At 64.7% G+C, this 18,260-nt stretch carries 21 protein-coding genes, 2 tRNA genes and 1 pseudogene; 9 read left to right on the top strand and 15 right to left on the bottom strand.

The features are described from left to right. Both QO033_RS16130 and QO033_RS16125 read left to right on the top strand, forming a co-directional pair. Positions 1–287 (top strand): aldehyde dehydrogenase family protein (locus QO033_RS16130; protein ID WP_284482009.1); only part of this gene is annotated, 287 nt, incomplete at its 5' end. Positions 288–527: 240 nt separating this feature from the next. Continuing rightward, on the top strand, positions 528–1,415 hold the full coding sequence (locus QO033_RS16125; RefSeq protein ID WP_284482008.1) for an alpha/beta fold hydrolase: 888 nt from the start codon (positions 528–530) through the stop codon (positions 1,413–1,415). Positions 1,416–1,733: 318 nt separating this feature from the next. Here the strand turns inward: QO033_RS16125 and QO033_RS16120 are convergent, their stop codons facing one another. Beyond that, positions 1,734–2,642 carry a LysR family transcriptional regulator gene (locus QO033_RS16120; RefSeq protein ID WP_284482007.1) on the bottom strand — a complete coding sequence of 303 codons (909 nt, stop codon included), beginning with the start codon at positions 2,640–2,642 and terminating at the stop codon, positions 1,734–1,736. Between the two features lie 123 nt (positions 2,643–2,765). Here QO033_RS16120 and QO033_RS16115 point away from each other — a divergent pair, with 123 nt between their 5' ends. Continuing rightward, the gene (locus QO033_RS16115) at positions 2,766–3,560 is read left to right on the top strand and encodes a carbon-nitrogen hydrolase family protein (protein WP_284482006.1); all 795 of its coding nucleotides are present in this window, start codon (positions 2,766–2,768) and stop codon (positions 3,558–3,560) included. A 24-nt stretch (positions 3,561–3,584) separates the two neighbouring features. On the opposite strand, the gene QO033_RS16110 is transcribed toward QO033_RS16115, so the two are convergent. After that, a complete protein-coding gene (locus tag QO033_RS16110; protein ID WP_284482005.1) occupies positions 3,585–4,472 on the bottom strand; it encodes a LysR family transcriptional regulator in 888 nt (295 codons plus the stop codon). A 186-nt stretch (positions 4,473–4,658) separates the two neighbouring features. On the opposite strand from QO033_RS16110, the gene QO033_RS16105 reads away from it, so the two are divergent. The 5 genes and pseudogenes from QO033_RS16105 to QO033_RS16085 all read left to right on the top strand — a co-directional run bounded on the left by QO033_RS16105 (position 4,659) and on the right by QO033_RS16085 (position 9,763). Then, positions 4,659–5,654: a TRAP transporter substrate-binding protein gene (locus tag QO033_RS16105; protein ID WP_284482004.1), complete on the top strand. Its 996-nt coding sequence runs from the start codon at positions 4,659–4,661 to the stop codon at positions 5,652–5,654. A gap of 61 nt (positions 5,655–5,715) precedes the next feature. Next, positions 5,716–6,225 (top strand): TRAP transporter small permease, encoded by a 510-nt coding sequence (locus QO033_RS16100; RefSeq protein WP_284482003.1) that lies wholly within the window; start codon positions 5,716–5,718, stop codon positions 6,223–6,225. 3 nt (positions 6,226–6,228) lie between these two features. Further along, a complete protein-coding gene (locus tag QO033_RS16095; protein WP_284482002.1) occupies positions 6,229–7,518 on the top strand; it encodes a TRAP transporter large permease in 1,290 nt (429 codons plus the stop codon). After that, positions 7,515–8,912 (top strand): FAD-binding oxidoreductase, encoded by a 1,398-nt coding sequence (locus tag QO033_RS16090; RefSeq protein WP_284482001.1) that lies wholly within the window; start codon positions 7,515–7,517, stop codon positions 8,910–8,912. Before QO033_RS16095 ends, QO033_RS16090 begins: the two co-directional genes overlap by 4 nt. Before the next feature lie 153 nt (positions 8,913–9,065). Then, a pseudogene (locus QO033_RS16085) lies at positions 9,066–9,763 on the top strand (IS6 family transposase). Positions 9,764–9,905: 142 nt separating this feature from the next. Here the strand turns inward: QO033_RS16085 and QO033_RS16080 are convergent. From QO033_RS16080 to murA, 13 genes are all read right to left on the bottom strand, one after another. Further along, positions 9,906–9,980 (bottom strand) — tRNA-Phe (locus QO033_RS16080). An 83-nt stretch (positions 9,981–10,063) separates the two neighbouring features. Next, positions 10,064–10,246, bottom strand: coding sequence for a DNA gyrase inhibitor YacG (locus QO033_RS16075; RefSeq protein WP_284482000.1), 183 nt, complete (start codon positions 10,244–10,246; stop codon positions 10,064–10,066). Then, positions 10,243–11,280: a ribonuclease E/G gene (locus tag QO033_RS16070; protein WP_284481999.1), complete on the bottom strand. Its 1,038-nt coding sequence runs from the start codon at positions 11,278–11,280 to the stop codon at positions 10,243–10,245. The genes QO033_RS16075 and QO033_RS16070 overlap by 4 nt, the downstream gene beginning before the upstream one ends. Further along, entirely contained in the window at positions 11,277–11,858 is a 582-nt protein-coding gene (locus tag QO033_RS16065; RefSeq protein WP_284481998.1) for a Maf family protein, read from the bottom strand. Before QO033_RS16065 ends, QO033_RS16070 begins: the two co-directional genes overlap by 4 nt. A 43-nt stretch (positions 11,859–11,901) precedes the next feature. Further along, positions 11,902–12,120 carry a translation initiation factor IF-1 gene (gene infA / locus QO033_RS16060; protein WP_005978431.1) on the bottom strand — a complete coding sequence of 73 codons (219 nt, stop codon included), beginning with the start codon at positions 12,118–12,120 and terminating at the stop codon, positions 11,902–11,904. A 140-nt stretch (positions 12,121–12,260) separates the two neighbouring features. Continuing rightward, positions 12,261–12,845, bottom strand: coding sequence for a GNAT family N-acetyltransferase (locus tag QO033_RS16055; RefSeq protein WP_284481997.1), 585 nt, complete (start codon positions 12,843–12,845; stop codon positions 12,261–12,263). Further along, a complete protein-coding gene (locus QO033_RS16050; protein ID WP_284481996.1) occupies positions 12,842–13,237 on the bottom strand; it encodes a ketosteroid isomerase-related protein in 396 nt (131 codons plus the stop codon). The genes QO033_RS16055 and QO033_RS16050 overlap by 4 nt, the downstream gene beginning before the upstream one ends. After that, positions 13,234–13,692 (bottom strand): arsenate-mycothiol transferase ArsC, encoded by a 459-nt coding sequence (locus tag QO033_RS16045; RefSeq protein WP_284481995.1) that lies wholly within the window; start codon positions 13,690–13,692, stop codon positions 13,234–13,236. The genes QO033_RS16050 and QO033_RS16045 overlap by 4 nt, the downstream gene beginning before the upstream one ends. Before the next feature lie 3 nt (positions 13,693–13,695). Further along, entirely contained in the window at positions 13,696–14,175 is a 480-nt protein-coding gene (locus tag QO033_RS16040) for a UPF0262 family protein (protein ID WP_284481994.1), read from the bottom strand. A 7-nt stretch (positions 14,176–14,182) separates the two neighbouring features. Then, entirely contained in the window at positions 14,183–15,484 is a 1,302-nt protein-coding gene (gene hisD, locus QO033_RS16035; protein ID WP_284481993.1) for a histidinol dehydrogenase, read from the bottom strand. A gap of 47 nt (positions 15,485–15,531) precedes the next feature. Then, positions 15,532–16,002, bottom strand: coding sequence for a GNAT family N-acetyltransferase (locus QO033_RS16030; RefSeq protein ID WP_284481992.1), 471 nt, complete (start codon positions 16,000–16,002; stop codon positions 15,532–15,534). Beyond that, the gene (locus tag QO033_RS16025; RefSeq protein ID WP_284481991.1) at positions 15,999–16,469 is read right to left on the bottom strand and encodes a DUF2948 family protein; all 471 of its coding nucleotides are present in this window, start codon (positions 16,467–16,469) and stop codon (positions 15,999–16,001) included. The genes QO033_RS16030 and QO033_RS16025 overlap by 4 nt, the downstream gene beginning before the upstream one ends. After that, positions 16,466–17,734, bottom strand: a complete 1,269-nt coding sequence (murA, locus tag QO033_RS16020) for a UDP-N-acetylglucosamine 1-carboxyvinyltransferase (protein ID WP_284481990.1) — start codon at positions 17,732–17,734, stop codon at positions 16,466–16,468. The genes QO033_RS16025 and murA overlap by 4 nt, the downstream gene beginning before the upstream one ends. A 406-nt stretch (positions 17,735–18,140) precedes the next feature. Between murA and QO033_RS16015 the strand changes: the two genes are divergently transcribed. Beyond that, positions 18,141–18,215 (top strand) — tRNA-Thr (locus tag QO033_RS16015). Positions 18,216–18,260: the final 45 nt, after the last annotated feature.

Below are 18,260 nucleotides of genomic sequence, written 5' to 3'. Positions count from 1 at the left end.
TCGCCGGCGACTGGATCGAGGCCGCTCCCACCACCGCCATCGCCGTCCACAACCCCGCCGACGGCACCCGCATCGGATACGTCCCGAAACTCGGGCGCGCAGAGGTCGCCAAGGCGATCAACGCCGCCGAAGAGGCACAAAAGGGCTGGGCGGCGCGCACCGCAAAAGACCGCAGCACGATCCTGCGCAAATGGTTCGTTCTGATGATCGAGAACCGAGACGCTCTGGCCCATATCCTGACACTGGAACAGGGCAAGCCGCTGACCGAGGCCGCAGGCGATCTTTAGGGGTTTGGCCGCAGCTCCCGTGGTGGCGGTCTTGGGTTTCGACCCTCGAAATATCTTGCCGGGGGGCGAGGGGGAGGCGGTTCTCCACCGCGACATTACCCGCTGATTGCCCTCTTCCCAAAGGGGGCGATCAGCCTCCAGAGCCGGCGATAGCTCCCCAATCTGGATTTCCAACGGTTCAAATCGCTGGCCGACATAGGCTAAGACCGGATCAGGGATGGAGCGCTTCGGGATGTGCGAATGAAGAACGATAGCAGGACGGCGGCGCAGGACTGCCAATGGGATGTGGATGGCCTGCGCCTCACCGGGCTGGCCTGGGGGCCGGAAGACGGGCTGCCGGTGCTGGCGCTGCACGGCTGGATGGATCATGCTGCCAGCTTTCAGGAACTGGGCCCCAGGCTGACCGGCTGCCGGGTTGTCGCGCTCGACCTCAGCGGTCAGGGGCTGAGCGGCCACCGGGCGCCGCACGCGACCTATAATATCTGGGACGACCTGCCGCAGATCGCCGCCCTGCTGGATCAGCTCGGGTGGGAGGACTGCGTGCTTGTCGCCCATTCCCGTGGCGCCAACATCGCCGCCCTCTTTGCGGCGGCCCAGCCCGGGCGGGTACGGGCGTTGGTGTCGCTGGACTCGCTGGTGCCCCAACCGTCCGACGATGATGTCGTCACGACCCTGCGCGCCTTCATCGAACAGACCCGCCAGCGACAGGCCCGCCCGGCCCGGACATTCGCGACCCGGGAAGACTACATCCGGCGCCGCTGCGATCAGGGTAATTCCCGGCAGACCTCCGAGGCGCTGGCGGACCGCGCGCTGGAGCAGGTGGAGGACGGATTTCGCATGCGCGGCGACCCGCGGCTGTTCGCGAGCTCTGCGGTCAAGCTGACCCGGGCGGATGTGGAGGCTGTACTGCGGTCGATCCAATGCCCCGTTCTGAACATCTGGGCCAGGGATGGGGTGCTCCGGACCAGACCCGAAACCGCAGCTCTGGCCCGGCTTGGCGCGGAGCTGGTCCAGAGGTACGAAACCATCGAGCTTGCCGGCGACCACCACTTTCACCTCGACCCGCCTGTCGCGCAGCAGATGGCTCACGCAATCCAGGACTTCCTCGCGCGGCAGTCCGGACGATAGGCAGTCGCCGCTCCCGGCGGCGTTGGGATACTGACGCATTCAGGGGCGGCGCAATCCCGGGCATCAAAGCCCGGGAACCGCCGTGACCTGCCGCCTGCGAGAGCCCGCAGCCTGATGTGGAGCCTGCTCAACCGCGCGGGGGAGCGGGCGAATGCGGAAAGCCGTTCCACCGAGGCGGAGGTCATCGGAGCGGTCAAGGCGCCGGCGGTCGGGATCGCCACGTCTGAGATGTGCCGCAGGCGGAGCCCTGAGACCTTCTGCAAGCTGACGGCCAAGTGTGGGGACGGGGAGGTTCCTGAAACAGTTACAGAAAGGCCGCTAGAGCAGCAGCTCCACATCCTCACGTGCGGCGTCGATCGACTGCGTCGCGGACAGTCTGGCGACTTCGGCAATCCTCTCCAGGAATGGTGCGTTCGGTCCGTCCATCCAGGCGATTTTGCTTTCCAGAGGAGGCAGTGCCATATCCGATGCGATCAGCTTGAGGCGCCCGCTTGCCAGTGGCTCCGCCACAAGCGAGGGGGGAAGGGCGGCCAGCCCGAAGCCGGTTTCCAGCAGTTTTAGCGCTGCCGTCATCGATGTGCCCGAGTAAATCCCTCGTCGCGCCCGGGTGCCGGCCAGGTGTCCCAGGACCTGTCTGTGCAGCGTCGTATCGGGTGAAAAGGACAGGATTGGAAGGTTCGCAAGCTCCTGCGCGCTGAGGAAACTGCGCTCGCCAATGAGCGAAGCCGGCGCGATCCAGTGCAGTTTCATGCGCAACAAGGGGAGCTCACGCATCCCCGTGATCGTGACATCGCGCATGATCAAAGCCAGATCCAATTCGCCGTTCGCGAGCATATCGGCCAGCTCCGAGGAGGTGCCCGAGCGCAGGTCGACATCGAGGTTGGGAAACATGTCCCGCAGGTTGGCGAGGAGTTGGGGAAGCATCGCAGCGGCGATCATGTCAATGATGCCCAGGCGCACATGACCCTGCATCTGCGTCGAGGCCCCAATGCGGCTGGCAAAGGTCGCGCCGGCAATTGTCACCGCCTCTGCATAAGGCAGCGCTTCACGTCCCTTGGCCGTCAGCTCGACGCCCCTGGGGCGACGCAGAAACAGCTCCACGCCAAGTTCGCGTTCCAGAGACCCGATCCGCGCAGATACCGTGGTGAGGGTACTGTGCATCTTTTCGGCCGCTCTCTGGAAACTCCCCAGCCGCGCGGCCCACACGAAGGTCTCGATCGCTCTCATCTGCATGGTTCTGCCGGCGCCCCGCACATTGATTGAAAAATTTCGTATATATTGGCCCCATATAATTCAATTGTCTTATACCTTTTCGCCGGGTCTTTGTCCTTTGAAAGAAGGAGACCCCCGATGCGCCTGACGCTTGTCCAGAACAATCCCGGCAGTGACCTGGCTGCCAACATGTCCGTGCTGAGAGAGCTTGTCCTGCGCGCGGCCGACCAGCGACCCGACCTGATCGGTCTGCCCGAGTACTACGCCTTCATGGGGGACAGATCACAGGATCATCAGGCGGCGGGAGAACGCTTCGACGAGCTCAACGGCTGGATGTCGGGTCTGGCGCGTGAAACCGGCATCGCCATCCACGCCGGATCGCTGGCCGAGCGGCGGGATGGGAAAACCTACAACACCACAGTCGTCCATGCCTCTGATGGATCGGAACTGGCCCGTTACAGCAAAATCCACCTTGTCGACATTGACCTGCCCGATGGTTCCGGCGTTCGCGAATCCGCCATCATCGCGCGCGGCACGACCCCGGTTGTCTACCAGGTCGCGGGGTGGACTGTGGGCTGTTCCATCTGCTACGACATGCGCTTCCCGGAACTGTACCGCAAGCTGCGGGACATGGGGGCGGAACTTCTGATGGTCCCTTCCGCTTTCATGCGCGAAACCGGTCGTATGCACTGGGACCCAATCCTGCGTACCCGCGCCATCGAAACCGGATGCTACCTGGGCGCCCCCGGTCAGGTGCACGAAGCCGCCGGCGGTCAGATCAAGTTGTACGGCAATTCGCTGATCTGCGATCCTTGGGGGCAAGTGACGGCGCGTGCCTCCGACATCGAGTGCATCGTCACGGCGGATCTTGACCGGGCCTACATGGAAGACATCAGGATGCACCTGCCTGTCCATCGTCACCACGTGCTCTGAACGATGGTTCGGACGGACGCCTGCTCAGGCGCCCGTCTCGCCGATCAGGCGGATAATCTCGTCACAGACATAGTGGCAGATCGTCTCGTTCAGCCCGACACGGTAGTGGGCATGAAAAACCAGCTTGGGCACTGCGGGTGGGGCCTCCATCACCACCAGCCGTCCATCGGCAATCTCGCCTCGCACCAGATGGGGGGGCAGCAGGCTGATACCTTGCCCCGCGATCGTACTGCCGATGACGGCAGCCACATTATCCAGCCAGAGCAGCCTTGCAGGACGTATCCCCGCTTTCTGCAACTGTCGTTCGATGTCCTGCGCCGGCAGCGTGCCGCGCGGATAGCTGATGACCGGCCGGTCCGACATCGCATCAAGGCCGCTGTCGACGGAGCCCTCAAGCAGTTCCGGCGCCGCAATCCATCGCATTTTGAGATCCATCAGGTGTCGACAGTGAATGTGCGGCTTGGGCTCTGCGCCCACAAGTATGCCGAGGTCGATCCGCCCCTCCTGAAGCAGGTCGATGACGTCGACGCTGGAGCCTGTGAGGAGCTCGAACGACAGCGTGGGATGCGAAGCGGCCATACTGCCGAGAAACGACGGCGTCAGCATGAAAGAGATGTAATCAGTCCACGCAATGCGCAGCACGCCATCCGCCCGCGGACCGCTGGACGCCGCGCTTACCAGTTCTCCGGCAGCATCCAGCAGCTTGCGGGCTGCAACCAGGGTATTGGCCCCTTCGTCTGTCAGACGCAGGTGTGACCCTTCACGATGGAATAGAACGACCCCCAGTTCTTCTTCCAGCTTGGCGATACGCGAGGCAACCGTGGCCTGAGTCGAAAGCAGTGCATCGGCGGCCTTGGCGAAACTGCCAAGATCCGCGGTGGCGACAAAACTGCGCACAAACCGAACATTCACCTCATGCCCCCCTATTCCGCGTCCACGCGCGACGTAGCGCAACGCCATGTAATTTAAAGGTCAAATTTTGTCCGTGTGCCCCTACGGAAAAAACTCTTTATAGTTTTTGCCCCTTGTCCCCTAACCCCGTCAGGTAGCCGAGACGCCGCACAGGCCGGCCACCAAAATGATACAGGGATCAAGCAGATGAAGAAAATCCTCCTTGCACTGACCATGATGGCCATGGGCGTGTGCACGTCCGCCAGCGCCGAGACCGTCCTGAAACTGGGGCATTTCGGATCTGGGCAAGACCCGTTCTCGCAATCCGTCGAAGCCTTCGCCCAACGCGTGGCCGAACTAAGCAACGGCGACCTGACGATCAAGATCTATCCCGGCGGCCAGCTTGGCAACGAACGCCAGGAAATCTCTGCGCTGCAGGGTGGCCTGCAGGAACTGATGATCACCGCCAGCACCAACCTTGCAAACATGGACCCCGCCCTGTCACTGCTGGACCTGCCGTTCGCTTTTGCCAACCATCAGGAGGTTGATGCGGTGACCCTGGGCCCGGTCGGCGAGAAGATGATGGCGCCGCTGGCGGACAATGGCCTGGTCGGCCTGGCGCTGTGGGAGAACGGCTTCCGTGCGCTGACCAACGCGGTTCGGCCGATCAATACCGTTGAAGATATCAAGGGGCTGAAGATCCGCGTCATCGGCGCCCCGGTCTTCATCGACACCTTCTCCGCGCTTGGCGCCAACCCGGTTCCGATGCCCTTCCCCGAGCTCTACTCCGGGCTGGAAACCGGCACGGTCGAAGGTCAGGACAACCCCGCCGGGGGCACCCAGGCCATGAAGTTCTATGAAGTGCAGAAGTATTTCACCCCAACCAACCACATCTATGGCGCGATGATCGTGCTTGGGTCCAAGCGCGCGCTGGACCGTCTCTCGGACAAAGACCGCGAAATCCTGATGCAGGCCGCCAAGGACTTCGGTGTCACTCAGCGCAAGACCATGCGCGACTACGACGCGGTTGCGACCAGGTTCCTGGGCGAAAGTGGCGGTATGATCGTTTCGCCGGCCCTCACTCCCGAGGCGCTGGCGGGGTTCCGCCAGGCGACGGCGGGCGTGGTCGAGAAGGCCGTCACCCCCGACCTGAAGCCGCTCTATGACGAGATGGAAGCGGCCATCGCCGCGACCGGCAACTAAGAACGGCATGAGGACCCGGCTCCCAGGGGGCCGGGTCCATCTCGCGAACAGGACGGCTTACATGGAATATTCTTTCCCGCAACGCGTGCTGCGGGCGATCTCTGCGACGATCCTCGGGGTGCTGGTGGTGGCGGTCTTCGTCAATATCGTGCTCCGCTTCCTTTTCAACTCGGGTCTTGTCGTGACCGAAGAACTGTCGCGCCTGCTGCTGGTCTGGCTGGTCTTCGTGGCGGCGATCGCCGTTTCACTGTCGGGACGCCACTTGGGCATGTCTCTGATTGTCGAGAAACTTCCCCGCCGTGCCCAATTTGCGCTGGCTGTTCTCGGGGCTGCACTGATGTTGCTGTGCGATGCCCTGCTGGGCATCGGAGCCTGGAGCCAGGTGCAGTTCGGTCTGCGGGACTACCTGCCCGTCAGCGGTCTGCCCGTGGCAGTGGTCTATGCCGCGGGGCTGCTGGGTGCCCTGGCCTTTGCGCTCGCAACCCTTTGGCGCATTGCACGGCTCCTGAGCGGACGGATGACCCCGGCGGAGTGGTTTCGATTCGATGCCAAACCTGCGGAAAGCGAATAGGCCATGCTGATCCTTACATTCCTCGCGACCCTGCTGCTGGGCATCTTGGCTGGTATCCCTATCGCCTACGTGCTGGTGGTCGTCGGCATCGCGCTGATGCTGCTGACCGACTTTTTCAACGCCCAGATCGTATCGCAGAACATGATTCTCGGGGTGGACAACTTTCTGCTGCTCGCGATCCCCTTCTTCATTCTCGCTGGCGAGTTGATGAACCGAGGCGGCCTGTCGCGGCGGATTATCGACGTGGCGCTCGGCTACTTCGGCCACCGTCGCGGCGGACTTGGCTATGTTGCGATCGTCTCGGCGCTGATCTTGGCATCACTCTCGGGCTCGGCCATTGCGGATAGTGCCGCGCTCGCGGCTATCTTGATGCCGATGATGCGCAACGCCCGCTACCCCGACGGGCGCAGCGTCGGCTTGCTGGCCGCCGGAGGCGTCATCGCCCCGATTATCCCGCCCTCGATCGCCTTCGTGGTCTACGGTTCGGTCGCCAACGTCCCCATCACCCAAATGTTCATGGCCGGCATCGTGCCGGGCATCCTGATGGCGGTGGTGCTATTTGTGGCCTGGGGCCTGGTCAGTCGCAATGGCGACTTCGAGATCCTGCCCAAGGCTGATCCACGACAGCGTCGGCTGGCGCTGCTGCGTGGCATCCCGGCCCTGTTGCTGCCGGTGGTGATCATCGGGGGGCTGCGCGTAGGTATCTTCACCCCGACAGAGGCCGCCGTCATCGCCTGCGTCTATGCCGCCTTTGTCGGAGTATTCATCTACCGCGAGCTGACCCCGCGAGACCTTTACGAAGCCCTGGCTGATGCCGCCATGACCAGCGCAGCCGTCATGTTCCTGATCGCGGCCTCGACCGTTTCGGCCTGGCTGGTGACGACTGCGAACCTGCCGACGCAGATCCTGGACCTTGCCAAGCCTCTGATTGCCGAGCCCCGGTTGCTGGTCGCTTTGCTGGTGTTGCTGACGCTGCTTCTGGGGATGGTCCTGGATTTCACGCCACTGATGCTGATCTTGATGCCCGTGGTGATCCCGCTTTGCCAGGCCGCTGGTGTTGACCTGATCTACTTCGGGGTTGTGCTGATCATGGCCGGATCGCTCGGTCTGCTGACGCCACCGGTGGGCAATGTGCTCAATGTCGTCGCCGGGGTATCGGGCACCCGGATGGACCGCGTCATCGGCGGTGTGATGCCCTTCCTGCTGGCCGAGATGGTCGTGCTGCTCCTGCTGGTGCTGTTCCCCGGCATCGTCACAGGTCCGCTCACCCTGATTACCGGAGCGGCACAATGATCGTTGAAAGGCTGATTGATCGGCTCGGCTCTGACCTGGTCAGTCCGGGACCCCAAAGCGACCCCCGCTTCCACCGGGACTGGACCGCTCGCAGTCCCGTCGTGCCGCTGGCTGTCGTGCAGCCGCGCCGGGTCGAGGATGTTTCCGCGGCGCTTGCCCTGTGCGACGAAGCCGGGGTTCCGGTCGTGCCGCAGGGCGGGCTGACAGGGTTGGTCGGGGGGGCGATGCCCGGGGCGGAAACCGTCGTCGTGAACATGTCGCGGATGAACGCGACGCCCGACATCGACCCGATCGAGCGTCAGGCACGGGTCGAGGCCGGCGTTACGCTGGAGGCGCTGCAACGCGCCGCCGCCGTGCACGAGCTTGAGTTCCCGGTGGACTTCGGCGCGCGGGGCTCCTGTCAGATCGGCGGCATGATCGCGACCAATGCGGGGGGCGTTCACGTATTGCAGCACGGAATGATGCGTCGACAGGTCGTCGGGATCGAGGCCGTGCTGGCCGACGGCACCATCGTCTCTGCAATGAACGCGCTGGAAAAGAACAACACCGGTTACGACTTGCGGCAAGTGCTGACTGGCAGCGAGGGCACGTTGGCGGTGATCACTGCGGCCAAGCTCCGGCTTGTGCCACGGCCCCCGGCGCGCGCCGCCGTCCTGATGCAATGCGAGAATCTCCACCAGGCCTACAGGGTCTTTGACGGCTTGCGTGACAGCAGCCTGCTGACACTGCATGCCTTCGAGGGGCTCTGGCCCGGCTACTACGACTTCGCCTGCGGGATCACCGCGAAAGCCCCCTTCGCCGCCTCCAACCGGCTGACCCTTTTGGCAGAGGTCGTGGGGGATGAACGTGAGGTGTTGGAAGACGCGCTGCTGGAGGTCCTTGGCCGCCAGTGCGAAGACGGCACTCTGAGCGATGCGCTGTTTTCCCAGTCCGAAGCCCAGGTTGATGCCTTCTGGGCCCTGCGGGAAGCGAACGAGGCTCTGGCGACCAGCTTCGGCGCCATCGTCGCGTTCGATGTCAGCCTGCCGCGGGCGCGGATGGACGGCTTCGTTGAGCGGGCTCGCACCCGTGTCAGCGAGCTGGCACCTGCGGCGGATTTCCTGTGTTTCGGGCATCTCGGCGACGGCAACCTTCACATTGCGATCGCGGCGCAAAAGGCCCTGCCGGATCCCGGCGCAATCAAGGACGGTATCCTGCGTTTGGTTCTGGACTGCGACGGTGCTATTTCGGCCGAACATGGTATCGGGCTGGAAAAAAAAGCCTGGCTTTCTCGGGCCCGGTCTTCCGGTGAGGTCGAGATGATGCAGAGGTTGAAAACCGCGCTGGATCGCAGGAATATCCTGAACCGCGGCAAGCTTTTTCCCGATCAGAGACCGGCGGCGACAAGGGGCTGACCCCTTTCGCGCTCCATCCTGCAGATACCAGAGGCTCGCGCGATCGACATCGAGAGAGCCTCTGGTCTTCGAGGGAACGGCATGCTCATGGAGGGGCAGGGCGCTGTCATATTAACCGGTCGGCGATCGGGAAGGTCTGACTAAATGGCTTGGATGCGCCAAGTTTCCGACGCCCGGCACCGGTTCCCACCAGCGATCATTCAACATGCCGACTGGCTCCACTTCCGGTTTGCGCTGAGCGATCGCGATGTCGAGGACATGCTGGCGGAACGGGGCATCGACGTGTCCTGTGAGACCGTTCGGCGATGGGTGCTGAAGTTCGGCCGCATCTACGCCCAGCAGATTCGCCGTCGCCGTCGCCGGCCACGGCCGTCGGATCGGTGGCACCTGGATGAAGTCTTTCTCAAGATCAGCGGAAAGATCGTCTATCTCTGGCGCGCCGTCGACGACGAGGGCGAGGTGCTCGACATCCTTGTTCAATCGAAGCGGGACAAGAAGGCGGCGCTGAAATTGTTACGGAAATTGCCGAAACGACAAGGCTATGTCCCTGATGCGATCGTGACGACCGGCTTAGATCCTACGGCGCTGCCCTGCGTGAGTTGGACCTCACCGACCCGCATGTGACCGACGGGCGTTCGAACAATCGAGCAGAGGTTTCGCATCAGCCCACCCGGCGCCGCGAGCGGCAGCAAATTGGGTTCAAGTCGCCCGGATCGGCACGGCGCTTCCTCGCCTCCCACGCCGCCATCGCCAACCATTTCAACGTCCAACGCCATCTGATTTCCCGCCGAACGATGAAGACCCTCCGCTCCAGGGCCACGGCCGACTGGCGTGACGTCGTGGCGGCCTGAGGCTGACTTCGGAAGGTCCTGCTGGCTCCAGCGAGTTGCCGTGACAGCGCCAAAAGTGTCAAACCCACAGAAAAAAGCGTCAAACCCTGACAAGAGGAACTTATCAGATGACTAAAATCTATTTTCTTTTCAGATATTTAAGTGGTGCCCGGGGGCGGAATCGAACCACCGACACGAGGATTTTCAATCCACTGCTCTACCCCTGAGCTACCCGGGCACGGGAAAGGCGTTTGCCTTTGGGTGGGGGCCTTCTAGGCGACCCTGCGGCGGGTGTCCAGAGGCATTTTCATCTTCTTGTCACTAATGTCGCCACTTCTGGGCGACCTCGGCTTCTTCTTCTGCCTTTTCAATGTCTTCCGGGTCATTCGAGGGGATAGAATAGCTGCCCGTTAGCCAGTTTCCCAGGTCGATATCGGCGCAGCGCCGGGAGCAGAAGGGGCGGTATTTCGGATCGCTCTTGGCCTTGCAGATCGGGCAGCTCACAGGCCGGCCTCCCGCAGCAGCGGCAACAGCGGCAACCGGCCGCGTTTGCGCTGCAGTTCATAGTTGCCCAGCGGTGTCCAGCCGGCCAGCGCGGTCTCTTCGGTGTCGTGCCTGAAGGCGGCGCGCAGCGCGGATTCGAAGGTGCGGCGGTCCTTCTTCGGCATCGGCGCCAGGTCGATCACGATCTGGCCGCCCAGGCCTCTCAGCCGCAGCTGCCGGGGCAATTCCCGGGCGGCGGCGATATTGGCCTTGAGCCCGGCGGCGAGCGAGCTGTCGGCGCCGGTGTTCACATCGACGGCGACCAGCGCGCGGGTGGCCTCGACGAACACAAAGGCGCCGCCGGCCAGCGGTGCGCGGGCGGATTTCAGCCCTTCCAGCGCGTCGAGTACACCCAGATGACCGAAGCTGCCGGCCTCGGTGACGACCTCTGCTGGCTCCGACCAGTCGCGCCAGGCCAGCAGATGCGGCCCATCGCCCTCGGTCAGCTTCTCTGCCGGACCCTCGGCATCGGCCAGCACCTTGTCGGCGAGATCGAGCATGGCATCGACATCCTCGGCGATCTCGTCCTCGTCGGCGCCCTCGCAGGCAGAGCGCAGGATGATGCCGTGCGGGCTGGCCTCGGCCAGTTCGGTGCCGGCGGCGGCAAGGATGCGGATGCGTTCCTCTTCGTCGTGGATGCGGCGGGACAGGTTCACGCCCGGCGCCTCCGGGGTGACGATGGCAAAGCGGCTCTTGAACAGGAGCCGGGCAGTGACCGGGATCGCCTTGCCCGGTTCGGCATAGCCGGTGACCTGCACCAGCAGCGCTTGTCCGGGCGCGATGCCCTTGATCTGGCGCAGATAGGCGGTGCCGTCGGGGGTGTCGAGGAACAGCCCGCCTTGCCCCTTCATCGGCCGCTGCGCGATGGCCCGATAGATGGCGCCGGGGCGGGGGGCGTCGCTGTCGATCAGGAGATCCTCCAGCTGGCCGTCCACCATCAGCGCCGCGGCCTCGCGGTCGCCGATATGGTCGAGAACGATCTGCCGGCCCTTCATGCCGTGCCCTCCTGATAAAGCGGATAGCCCGCTGCCTGCAAAAGCCCGGCGGTTTCGGCCAGTGGCAGGCCGACGATGCCGGTGAACGATCCCTCGATCCACGGGATGAAGGCGCCGGCCAGGCCCTGGATGCCATAGCCGCCGGCCTTGCCCTGCCAGTCGCCGCTGGCGACATAGGCGGCGATTTCCTGGTCCGACAGGCGTTTCATCTTCACTGCGCTGACCACGTCGCGTTGCCACAGCCGGTCGCCCCGGCGCACCGCCACGGCGGTGATCACCCGGTGACGCCGCCCCGAGAGCGCGCGCAGGAAGCCTTCGGCCTCGGCCGCATCGGCGGGTTTCCCGAGGATGCGGCGGCCGAGCGCCACGGTGGTATCGGCGCAGAGCACGGCATCCTCCGGTGCGGCCGGCACGGCGGCGGCCTTCTCGCGGGCGATGCGCTGGCAATAGGGGCGCGGCAGCTCCCCCTCAGCAGGGTCTTCGTCGATGTCGGGGGGGAGGATGGCCGCAGGGACCACACCGATCTGCGCCAGCAGATCGCGGCGGCGCGGGCTGCCTGAGCCCAGGATCAACTTCATCTCATGGGCCTCATGCAACTGGGTCCGCGCCACGGGCGCGCGCTTACTTGAAGCGGTAGTTGATCCGACCCTTGGTCAGATCGTAGGGGGTCATTTCGACCTGCACTTTGTCGCCGGCCAGAACGCGGATGCGGTTCTTGCGCATCTTGCCCGCCGTATGTGCGATGATCTCATGGCCGTTTTCCAGCTCGACCCGAAACGTCGCATTAGGCAGGAGTTCCTTCACGACACCGGGAAATTCGAGCGTATCTTCCTTGGCCATGTTGTCTCCATAGTTGATTGGCCCGCCAGCATGCGGGACGTGCGCTTAAATGATCCCTTTCGCCCTGTTTTTCAAGGCTGCAATGCGGCCTCGGGGCGAAAATCGGCGGCATGGGGCGATGAATCCGCCCTGCGCCGGGGTCAAAGTGAGCGAATCCAGACCTGTAGCGGATGCTGTGTCTCGGCGGTCTGGTCGATGTCCTTCCAGCCGAACCAGGCCACCGAACCGGGCAGGGGGGTATATCCGCGGCGGCGCCAGAACGGATCGAGCGGCCGGTAACCGGCGGGTTTCAGTGGATGATCCGCCGGCCGCTGGACGGCGCAGAAGGCGCAGTAACGCAGGCCGAGCCGGCGGGCATGGTCCTCGCGGGCGTCGAAGAACCGATGCCCGATGCCATGGCCGCGATACTCGGCCAGCAGCACGGATTCGGCGCAGTAGAACACCTGATCCAGCGGATAGTCCTGGCCGTCGAAGGCGGCGGCGAAATCGTCGGCGTGATCGGACAGCGGCGTGCCGGTGGCGGCGCCGATCAGCCGGTCGCCGTCGAAGGCGCCGACCAGGATCGCGCCGGTGCTGTCGCGGTAGGACTGGAGGTAGGTCCGCTCGTACTCCCGGTCCCCGTCATAGAGGTAGGGCCAGTCGCGAAACACCGCGATCCGCAGGTCGGCGAGCGGATCCAGCGCCGCGTCCAGCGCGGCGCCGGTCAGAACCCGGGTCTCGATCATTTGCTGACCTGACGGATCCAGTCGGCCAGGTTGTAATAGGTGGTCACCCGGGCGATCTTGCCGTCGCGGATGTCGAAGAACGAGCCGCCGGGCAGCCGGTAGGTCTGGCCATGCGCCTCCGGCAGGCCGGCGTCGGTGGCCAGATAGGTGCCGTTGACGATGAATTCCGCCGCGCCGCGGCTGCCGTCCTCGGACACGAACAGGACCATGTCGGTCAGCTCTTCCTTGTAGCAATGGCTCATGTGGGCGCAGAATTCGGCGAATTTCACCTTGCCCACGCGGATCTGGCCTTCGTTGACGTGGTGGGCCACATCCTCGGTCAGGCACTCCAGCATGCCGGGCACGTCACCGGCGTTGAAAGCGTCGAAATAGCGTTTGAGGATCGCAGTCATTTGAGCTCCGTTGGTTCGCCCCATTTTTCCTTGAGGCGGTCAATGATCTGATCGCGCGCCTTGCGATAGGCGGCAAGCTTGTCTTCGCGGGTCTCGCCCAGTCCGGTGGGATCGAGGATCGGCCAGAATTCGACCGACATGTGAAAGAACCGGGTCAGCTGCAGCGCTCGGCTCTGGCTGGCGGCGGATAACGCGACCACCAGATCGAAGGAACTGAGATCGTCGCCGGCGGCCTGCATCTCGTCGAAGGAGCGCGACTGGTGGCGCGACAGCTCAACCCCGATCTCTTCGCAGACCGCGATGGCGAAGCCGTCGATTTCCAGATCGCTTTCCACGCCCACCGATTGCACATAGGTGGACATGCCATAGAATTTTTTCATGATGCCCTCGGCCATCGGGGACCGACAGGCATTATGGTCGCAGCAGAACAGTACCGACTGCGGCAAGGAATCCACGGATCACCCTCCGAAGTGCAGAACGCAGATCAGGGTGAACAGGCGGCGGGCGGTGTCCTCATCCACCTCGGCCTTGCCGGCGAGCCGTTCCTGCAGCACGCGGCTGCCTTCGTTGTGGATGCCGCGCCGGGCCATGTCGATGGTCTCGATCTGGCTGGGCGGCATGTTCTTGACGGCGTTGTAGTAGGATTCGCAGATCTGGAAATAATCCTTGACCACCTGCCGGAACGGCCCGAGCGAGAGGTGGAATTCCGCCGCCTTCTGGCCGTCCTCGGTTTCGATGTCGAACACCAGCCGCTTGTCCCGGATCGACAGCATCACCCGATAGGGGCCTTCGGGCACCACCCGGTCGTCCCGCTTGGGCAGGGTGAAGCTGTTCTGTTCCAGCAGGTCGAACATGGCGACCTTGCGTTCCTGTTCGATTTCCGGCGTGGGCGGGGGCAGCCCTGCGTCGTCCAGGGCAATATCGACGATATGAGACATGGGCCGATTACCTGTTCAGTTGATCCAGACGCGCGCGAACCGACAGCCCGTGCGCCTCGAGGCTTTCCGACTGCGCCAGACGCTCGGCGGTGGGGCCGATCGCTTTCAGCGCTGCGGGAGTCATCTTGGACAGAGTTGTGCGTTTGAGGAAGTCCATCACGCTCAAACCCGACGAAAACCGCGCCGAACGCGCCGTCGGCAGCACATGGTTCGGGCCGCCGACGTAATCGCCGATGGCTTCCGGGGTGAACTGACCGAGGAAGATGGCCCCGGCGTGGCGGCAGTCCTCGGCCAGGGTCTCGGGATCCGCGACGCAGAGCTCGAGGTGCTCCGGCGCGATGCGGTTGGACAGGGCGGCGGCCTCGGGCAGATCGCGCACGGTGATCACGGCGCCGAAATCGCGCCAGCTGGCGCCGGCGATCTCGCGCCGCTCCAGCGTCTGCAGCCGGGCCTCCACCGCCTCGGCGACGGCCTGGCCGAAGGCGGCATCGTCGGTGATCAGGATCGACTGGGCGCTGGCGTCGTGTTCCGCCTGGCTCATCAGATCGAGCGCGATCCAGTCCGGATCGTTGTCCTTGTCGGCGATCACCAGAATTTCCGACGGGCCGGCGATCATGTCGATGCCGACCTTGCCGAACACCCGCCGTTTGGCTGCGGCAACAAAGGCGTTGCCCGGGCCGGTGATCTTGTCGACCGGCGGGATCGTCTCGGTGCCATAGGCCAGCGCGGCGATCGCCTGGGCGCCGCCGATCCGATAGATCTCATCCACCCCGGCGATGCGCGCCGCCAGCAGGACCAGCGGGTTGACCACGCCATCGGGGGTGGGAACGGCGATGGCCAGACGGTCCACCCCGGCGACCTTGGCGGGGATCGCGTTCATCAGCACCGAAGACGGGTAGGAGGCAAGTCCCCCGGGGACATAGAGCCCTGCGGCGGCCACCGCGCCCCAGCGCCAGCCCAGTGTCGCCCCGTCGGGGTCGGTCCAGGTCTGGTTCGGCGGCATCTGGCGGACGTGATAGGCGCGGATCCGCTCTGCCGCCAGCTCCAGCGCCGCGCGATCGGCGGGGGAGACCTGCGCCACATGCTCGGCGATCTCTTCCGGGCTGAAGGCCAGGGTCTCCGGCGTCAGCTCCAGCCGGTCGAATTTCGCGGTCAGATCGATCACCGCCTGATCTCCCCGGGCGCGGACATCGGCGATGATATCGGCGACGATGGCGTCCACATCGGGGCTGTCTTCCCGCTTCGCGCTCAGCAGCGCGGTGAAGGCGGTTTCGAAATCGGCGGTGGTGGTGTCAAGAAACTGGGGCATTTTGGTCTCCGGCGGATGGTCCCCCATACAATCGCGGGCGCGGCGCCTCAAGGGTTGAGGCGCTTCTCCAGCGGATAGCCCAAAATCCAGCGGCCGGTGCGGCCGGGGCCGGCGCTGCGCCAGCCGTGGTGCAGGTAGAAATCCCGCGCCGTAGCGGTGGAGGTCAGCCGGGCGGTGGCGATGCCGGCGGCGGCCAGCTCGGTCTCCATCGCCGCCAGCAGCGCGGCGGAGAGCCCGCGCCGCCGATAGGCCGGATCGACATAATTCAGGGTGATGGTGCCAGCGGCCGGATCGAGCGCGCCGACAGCCGCGGGTGTTCCGTCGGCTTCGGCGATGCGGATGCCGCCGCCGGCGATCCACGCCGCCAGGGTGTCCGGCGTCTTGTTGGCGATCCAGTTGGCGACGGCCGCGGGATCGTTCTGATGATCGGCGCGGCAGAGTTCGGTGATGGAGGTGGTCAGGATCCGCGCGGCCACCGCCGCGTCTTCGGGCCGGGCAGGGCGGATCCGGATCGTCATTCGGGATGTTTCGGCGTCTGGCCCGAGATCGCCCGATAGGGGCGGGTCACATCCTTCAGAGTGACTCCCAGCGCCTCGACCGACAGCCGGATGGCGCCATCGCCCGCCAGTGTCAGCAACAGGTTGCCGCTGCCGTCCTCGCCAGCCTCGAAATCGATGGAGAGGAGCGACAGCACCGTGTCGCGGTCGCGGGGAACCACCCCCTGGCTGGCGACGCCCAGAACCTCGTCGATCACCAGCAGCGCACGGACTCGTTCGGCGCCGTGCCGGTCGCGGCCCCGATCCTCCCAGCGGAAGCGGTTCAGCAGCAGGGCGAAGCGGCGCTGTGCCGGTCGCCAGCTGATATCGGCACCGGTGAAGATCGCATCCTGGGTCAGCGCTGCGATCACCTTGAGATCCTCGGCATCGACCGCACCCAGGTTCAGCGGCGCCTCGCCGCCCTCTTCAAATGTTGCGTCTTCGGTCATGCGCCCTGTATCCGTTCGATTTTCGCGCCCACCGCCTGCAGCTTGGTTTCCACATGTTCGTAGCCGCGGTCGAGGTGATAGACCCGGCTGACCACGGTTTCGCCCTCGGCCGCCAGCCCGGCCAGGATCAGCGAGACCGAGGCGCGCAGGTCGGTTGCCATCACCGGCGCCCCCTTGAGCTGTTCGACGCCGTTGACCCGGGCAGTGCCGCCCTGAACCTCGATCTGCGCCCCCATGCGCATCAGCTCGGGTGCATGCATGAAGCGGTTCTCGAAGATCCGTTCCTCCAGCACGCTGGTGCCCTCGGCGGTGCAGAGCAGCGCCATCATCTGCGCCTGCAGGTCGGTCGGAAAGCCGGGGAAGGGTTCGGTGGTCACATCCACGGCGCGGATCACGTCGCCGCGGCGGCGCACCTTCAGCCCGTGCTCGGTCTCGGTCACCGAAATGCCGGCCTCGTCCAGTTTCTCGACGAAGCTGCCGACCAGCTCCAGCCGGCCGCCCAGGCATTCGACTTCGCCGCCGGCGATGGCCGGGGCCAGCATGTAGGTGCCCAGTTCGATCCGGTCCGCCACCACCGGGTGGGTGGCGCCATGCAGCCGGTCGACCCCCTCGATGGTGATGACCGAGGTGCCGTCGCCTTCGATCCGGGCGCCCATCTTGCGCAGGCAGCTGGCCAGATCGACGATCTCGGGTTCGCGGGCTGCGTTGTTCAGCACCGTGGTGCCCTTGGCCAGCGTCGCCGCCATCAGCACGTTTTCGGTGGCGCCGACCGAGGCGAAGGAGAAATCCACCACCGCGCCCTTCAGCCCGCGCGGCGCCTTGGCGTGCAGATAGCCGTCGCGCAACTCGATCTCCGCCCCCAGCGCCTCCAGCCCGTGGATGTGCAGATCCATCGGCCGGGCACCGATGGCGCAGCCGCCGGGCAGCGAGACCACGGCATGGCCCAGCCGCGCCAGCATCGGTCCCAGCACCAGATTCGAGGCGCGCATCTTCCGCACGATATCGTAATCGGCGACATGGTTGTTCAGATCGTGGCTCGACATCGCCAGCACCTGGCCGTTCTGCAGGCTGGTGACCTCCGCCCCCAGCGACTGCAGCAGCGCCGTCATGGTGCGGATGTCGGACAGACGCGGCGCATTGGTCAGGGTCAGCGGCTCTTCGCTCAGCAGCGTGGCGGGCATCAGCGCCAGACAGGCGTTCTTTGCCCCCGCAATCGGGATCTGACCGCTGAGCGGCCCGTTGCCGGTGACCAAAATCGAATCCATCTGCTGCTACCCTTCGCGCTTGCCTGTGGTGTCGGCCTCATCCCCAGGCTGTTCCGCGGTCGCTGCCCGGGCGCGGGCCTGCGCCTTGCGCCGGGACATATTGGCCTTCAGCGCGGCCTTTAGCCGGGCTTCGCGCTCTGTCGCGGATTTGCTTTTGTCACTGTTCTTGCTTCTGGGTGCCATGGGCTTTCTCTACAGGAGCATCCGGCGCCGGTCCAGATTGCCGCGCGGGCTTTGCTGCAGGGCGCATCGCTATGGTGACACCGCGCGGGGCCGGGGGTGGGGCGTGGGGCGGCTCCGGGACAGGGCGAAGCCGGGCCGGAAGCCGCTGCATTTTGGGGCGCAAAAAATTTTCAAGAATGCGCTTGCACCCCCTGCGATTTGCGTCTAATCACCCGCCCACAGCGCTGCTGTAGCTCAGAGGTAGAGCACTCCCTTGGTAAGGGAGAGGTCGAGAGTTCAATTCTCTCCAGCAGCACCATTCTCCCCCAGAATTGGTGAAAAAGCGTCCGGTTACAGCCGGTTA

This window comes from Pseudodonghicola flavimaris (assembly GCF_030164425.1).
GTDB classification, from domain to species: Bacteria; Pseudomonadota; Alphaproteobacteria; order Rhodobacterales; family Rhodobacteraceae; genus Pseudodonghicola; species Pseudodonghicola flavimaris.
The sequence above is the reverse complement of the archived record's forward strand: the minus strand, read 5'-3'. Positions and strand labels throughout refer to the sequence as shown.